The organism is Microbulbifer sp. SE14 (assembly GCF_059834885.1).
On record NZ_JCBAJA010000061.1, the window covers coordinates 1 to 5,930 of the forward strand.

The 5,930-nt window shown below is 52.5% G+C and carries 1 protein-coding gene, 2 tRNA genes and 3 rRNA genes; all 6 read right to left on the reverse strand.

Features of this window, described 5'->3' with window-relative positions:
- Positions 1-45: 45 nt before the first annotated feature.
- A 5S ribosomal RNA gene (gene rrf, locus AC6R19_RS22555) occupies positions 46-161 on the reverse strand.
- A 222-nt stretch (positions 162-383) separates the two neighbouring features.
- Positions 384-3,262 (reverse strand): 23S ribosomal RNA (locus AC6R19_RS22560).
- A 387-nt stretch (positions 3,263-3,649) separates the two neighbouring features.
- A tRNA-Ala gene (locus AC6R19_RS22565) sits at positions 3,650-3,725 on the reverse strand.
- 57 nt (positions 3,726-3,782) lie between these two features.
- Positions 3,783-3,859: transfer RNA gene (locus AC6R19_RS22570), tRNA-Ile, on the reverse strand.
- 128 nt (positions 3,860-3,987) lie between these two features.
- A 16S ribosomal RNA gene (locus tag AC6R19_RS22575) occupies positions 3,988-5,522 on the reverse strand.
- Together the 16S, 23S and 5S rRNA genes with 2 tRNA genes alongside form the textbook arrangement of a ribosomal RNA operon.
- A 206-nt stretch (positions 5,523-5,728) precedes the next feature.
- A partial coding sequence (locus tag AC6R19_RS22580; protein ID WP_500582124.1) for a hypothetical protein occupies positions 5,729-5,930 on the reverse strand: 202 nt, incomplete at its 5' end.

The window sequence follows — 5,930 nt, forward strand, 5'->3', positions numbered from 1 at the left end:
AAAAAAAAGGGCCACCCGTTTGGGTGGCCCTTTCTTTATTTAGAAGCCTGACGATGACCTACTCTCACATGGGGAGACCCCACACTACCATCGGCGATGTTGCGTTTCACTTCTGAGTTCGGCAAGGGATCAGGTGGTTCCACAACTCTATTGTCGTCAGGCAAACTGGCTTGGGTCGGTGTCGGTCTTATGAGCTGCTCGTTGGCTCTGCCCTACCGTGTTACTGCTGTTTGCCTCGATCTTTCGATCGGCAGTAACCCCAAATAAGTCGGCGAAACAATCTGTAGTAATACACCGCAAGAACTTCGTATGTCTCTTGCTCACAATCCGCTGATCTCTTTACTTCATTCAATCGATCAGTCGTTAGTAACCATCTCTGTTGTATGGTCAAGCCGCACGGGCAATTAGTACTGGTTAGCTCAACGCCTCACAACGCTTCCACACCCAGCCTATCAACCTGGTAGTCTTCCAGGGCCCTTCAGGGGACTCGAAGTCCCAGGGAGATCTCATCTTGAAGGAGGCTTCCCGCTTAGATGCTTTCAGCGGTTATCCCGTCCGAACATAGCTACCGGGCAATGCCACTGGCGTGACAACCCGAACACCAGAGGTTCGTTCACTCCGGTCCTCTCGTACTAGGAGCAACTCTTCTCAAATCTCCAACGCCCACGGCAGATAGGGACCGAACTGTCTCACGACGTTCTAAACCCAGCTCGCGTACCACTTTAAATGGCGAACAGCCATACCCTTGGGACCGGCTTCAGCCCCAGGATGTGATGAGCCGACATCGAGGTGCCAAACACCGCCGTCGATGTGAACTCTTGGGCGGTATCAGCCTGTTATCCCCGGAGTACCTTTTATCCGTTGAGCGATGGCCCTTCCATACAGAACCACCGGATCACTATGACCTACTTTCGTACCTGCTCGACATGTCTGTCTCGCAGTCAAGCGCACTTATACCATTATGCTCATTGCATGATTTCCGACCATGCTGAGTGCACCTTCGTACTCCTCCGTTACTCTTTGGGAGGAGACCGCCCCAGTCAAACTACCCACCATACACTGTCCTCGATCCGGATTACGGACCAGAGTTAGAACCTCAAACATGCCAGGGTGGTATTTCAAGGATGGCTCCACGAGAACTGGCGTCCTCGCTTCAAAGCCTCCCACCTATCCTACACAAGCAGGCTCAAAGTTCAGTGCAAAGCTGTAGTAAAGGTTCACGGGGTCTTTCCGTCTAGCCGCGGGTACACTGCATCTTAACAGCGATTTCAATTTCACTGAGTCTCTGGTGGAGACAGCGTGGCCATCGTTACGCCATTCGTGCAGGTCGGAACTTACCCGACAAGGAATTTCGCTACCTTAGGACCGTTATAGTTACGGCCGCCGTTTACCGGGGCTTCGATCAAGAGCTTCGCCGAAGCTAACCCCATCAATTAACCTTCCGGCACCGGGCAGGCGTCACACCCTATACGTCCACTTACGTGTTTGCAGAGTGCTATGTTTTTAATAAACAGTCGCAGCCACCTGGTCACTTCGACCGGCCTCAGCTTAGGGAGCAAGTCCCATCACCAAAACCGGCGTACCTTCTCCCGAAGTTACGGTACCATTTTGCCTAGTTCCTTCACCAGAGTTCTCTCAAGCGCCTTGGTATTCTCTACCTGACCACCTGTGTCGGTTTCGAGTACGGTTCGCAATTGCCTGAAGCTTAGAAGTTTTTCCTGGAAGCAGGGCATCAACCACTTCACTTACCGAAGTAAGCTTCGTCATCAGTTCTCAGCCTTAGGGGACCGGATTTGCCTAATCCCCCAGCCTACGACCTTAAACATGGACAACCAATCGCCATGCCGGCCTAGCCTTCTCCGTCACTCCATCGCAGCAATTGCAAGTACAGGAATGTTAACCTGTTTCCCATCGACTACGGCTTTCGCCCTCGCCTTAGGGGCCGACTAACCCTGTCCCGATTAGCGTTGGACAGGAACCCTTGGTCTTCCGGCGGGGAGGTTTTTCACCCCCCTTGTCGTTACTCATGTCAGCATTCGCACTTCTGATACCTCCAGCAGACCTCCCGGTCCACCTTCAACGGCTTACAGAACGCTCCTCTACCATGCCCGAAGGCATCCGCAGCTTCGGTTACCAGTTTAGCCCCGGTATATCTTCCGCGCAGGCCGACTCGACTAGTGAGCTATTACGCTTTCTTTAAAGGATGGCTGCTTCTAAGCCAACCTCCTAGCTGTCTGGGCCTTCCCACATCGTTTCCCACTTAACTGGTATTTGGGACCTTAGCTGGCGGTCTGGGTTGTTTCCCTTTCCACGACGGACGTTAGCACCCGCCGTGTGTCTCCCGCGATTGCACTCCACGGTATTCGGAGTTTGCATGGGGTTGGTAAGTCGGGATGACCCCCTAGCCCAAACAGTGCTCTACCCCCGTGGGTGAGACGCGAGGCGCTACCTAAATAGCTTTCGAGGAGAACCAGCTATCTCCCGGCTTGATTAGCCTTTCACTCCGATCCACAGGTCATCCCCTAATTTTTCAACATTAGTGGGTTCGGTCCTCCAGTTGATGTTACTCAACCTTCAACCTGCCCATGGATAGATCGCCGGGTTTCGGGTCTATTGCCTGCAACTAAACGCCCTATTAAGACTCGATTTCTCTACGGCTCCCCTATGCGGTTAACCTTGCTACAGACAATAAGTCGCTGACCCATTATACAAAAGGTACGCAGTCACCCCGTAGGGCTCCTACTGCTTGTACGTATACGGTTTCAGGTTCTATTTCACTCCCCTCTCCGGGGTTCTTTTCGCCTTTCCCTCACGGTACTGGTTCACTATCGGTCAGCTGGGAGTATTTAGCCTTGGAGGATGGTCCCCCCATGTTCAGTCAAGATAACACGTGTCCCGACCTACTCGATTTCACTCTAAATGCCTTTTCGTGTACGGGGCTATCACCCTGTATCGCGGAACTTTCCAGATCCTTCCACTAAAACATAAAGAGCTTAAGGGCTAGTCCCCTTTCGCTCGCCGCTACTCAGGGAATCTCGGTTGATTTCTTTTCCTCCGGGTACTTAGATGTTTCAGTTCCCCGGGTTCGCCTCGCATACCTATGTATTCAGTATGCGATACCTGTAAACAGGTGGGTTTCCCCATTCGGACATTCCAGGATCAAAGCTTGTGTGCCAGCTCCCCTAGACTTTTCGCAGGCTCCTACGTCCTTCATCGCCTCCAGCTGCCAAGGCATCCACCGTATACGCTTAGTCGCTTGACCATACAACACAAACGACTACTAACGACTTTAATATTCAGTCACAATAAACCTCATTGAGACTGAACACCGGATTGTGTGCTTGAGAGACACACAATATTGATGTTGAATAAAAGCACTTGAAAAGTGTTTCTACCCAACCTCGCCTTGCAGTGTATTACTACAAATTGTTTCACCTTGTTAAAGAGCATCTGATGTAAAAATCAGAAAGCTGGACTCTTTCTCAAACCTCGAGCTTCTCTAAAACCTCTAGAGAGCCCACTGAAGAACCCAGTTTTCTGATTTCTGAGTGTCGGCGTCAGGAAATGGCGGAGCTATGCGGGATCGAACGGGGCGGCCTTCCGTCGCAGACCTCCTGCGTGCAATTCCGAAGTTGATCCATCCATCAAATGGTGGAGCTATGCGGGATCGAACCGCAGACCTCCTGCGTGCAAAGCAGGCGCTCTCCCAGCTGAGCTATAGCCCCGTCTCGATAAGCATTTTCTAAAGGAAAATGTAAATTTCGCTAAAAGTAGCGGAATTTTGGTAGGCCTGGGCAGACTTGAACTGCCGACCTCACCCTTATCAGGGGTGCGCTCTAACCAGCTGAGCTACAGGCCTAAAACTTAATGCCCCTGGGATAACCTCAGGGCACTTAGACCCGCCCAACGGGCTTCACTGACTTCCAACATCATCAGTCCGATCAAGCAATATGTGTGAGCACTTACGAAGCTAGGTCGATAATCGTTTAAGGAGGTGATCCAGCCCCAGGTTCCCCTAGGGCTACCTTGTTACGACTTCACCCCAGTCATGAATCACTCCGTGGTGACCGTCCTCCCGAAGGTTAGACTAGCCACTTCTGGAGCAACCCACTCCCATGGTGTGACGGGCGGTGTGTACAAGGCCCGGGAACGTATTCACCGTGACATTCTGATTCACGATTACTAGCGATTCCGACTTCACGGAGTCGAGTTGCAGACTCCGATCCGGACTACGACTGGTTTTTTCGGATTAGCTCCACATCACTGCTTCGCAACCGTCTGTACCAGCCATTGTAGCACGTGTGTAGCCCAGGACGTAAGGGCCATGATGACTTGACGTCGTCCCCACCTTCCTCCGGTTTGTCACCGGCAGTCTCCCTAGAGTTCCCACCCAAAGTGCTGGCAACTAGGGACAAGGGTTGCGCTCGTTACGGGACTTAACCCAACATCTCACGACACGAGCTGACGACAGCCATGCAGCACCTGTCACTCGGTTCCCGAAGGCACCAATCCATCTCTGGAAAGTTCCGAGGATGTCAAGCCCTGGTAAGGTTCTTCGCGTTGCTTCGAATTAAACCACATGCTCCACCGCTTGTGCGGGCCCCCGTCAATTCATTTGAGTTTTAACCTTGCGGCCGTACTCCCCAGGCGGTCTACTTATTGCGTTAGCTGCGTCACAAAGTCCTCAAGGAACCCTACGACTAGTAGACATCGTTTACGGCGTGGACTACCAGGGTATCTAATCCTGTTTGCTCCCCACGCTTTCGCACCTCAGCGTCAGTATCGAGCCAGGCAGTCGCCTTCGCCACTGATGTTCCTTCCTATATCTACGCATTTCACCGCTACACAGGAAATTCCACTACCCTCTCTCGTACTCTAGCCAGCCAGTTCTGAATGCAGTTCCCAGGTTGAGCCCGGGGCTTTCACATCCAGCTTAACTAACCGCCTACGCGCGCTTTACGCCCAGTAATTCCGATTAACGCTCGCACCCTCCGTATTACCGCGGCTGCTGGCACGGAGTTAGCCGGTGCTTCTTCTGTAGGTAACGTCAATCCTTAAGGGTATTAACCTTAAGGCCTTCCTCCCTACTGAAAGTGCTTTACAACCCGAAGGCCTTCTTCACACACGCGGCATGGCTGCATCAGGGTTTCCCCCATTGTGCAATATTCCCCACTGCTGCCTCCCGTAGGAGTCTGGGCCGTGTCTCAGTCCCAGTGTGGCTGATCATCCTCTCAGACCAGCTACGGATCGTCGCCTTGGTGAGCCTTTACCTCACCAACTAGCTAATCCGACGCGGGCATATCCAATAGCACGAGGTCCGAAGATCCCCCGCTTTCCCCCGTAGGGCGTATGCGGTATTAGCAACCGTTTCCGGTTGTTGTCCCCCACTACTGGGCAATTTCCCACGCGTTACTCACCCGTCCGCCGCTCTAATCACTCCCGAAGGAGCTTTCGCGCTCGACTTGCATGTGTTAGGCCTGCCGCCAGCGTTCAATCTGAGCCATGATCAAACTCTTCAGTTTAAAGAGCCGCCCTTCTCGAGAGTCGGAATGTGACCCCCAATCAGGCTTAAGTCTTGCTCGGAATTAAAACGTAATTCATTGACATGAGTTACTTGCTTCCGATAAATCGTTTCTGGCCGAAGCCAGATGTACCGATCCGTCGCTCCGCAAGCACCCACACATATTGCTTGATCGAATTTTTAAACAACTCAGTTAGGCGCCAGGCCTTAACTGTGGGACGCGTATTCTACACATCCAATCTGCTTAAGCAAGCGCTTTTTGCAGACTTTTTCGGAGCTTCCGAAGCGGCCTCTGAAGACCTCCTGGAGCTCCGCGAAACCCTTCTCCAGCCTCGCAAGGCTGCTTCCGGTCCCGCTCGAAGTGGCGCGCATTATAGCGACCTCCTCGACCTTGGCAAGCTCTTTTTTG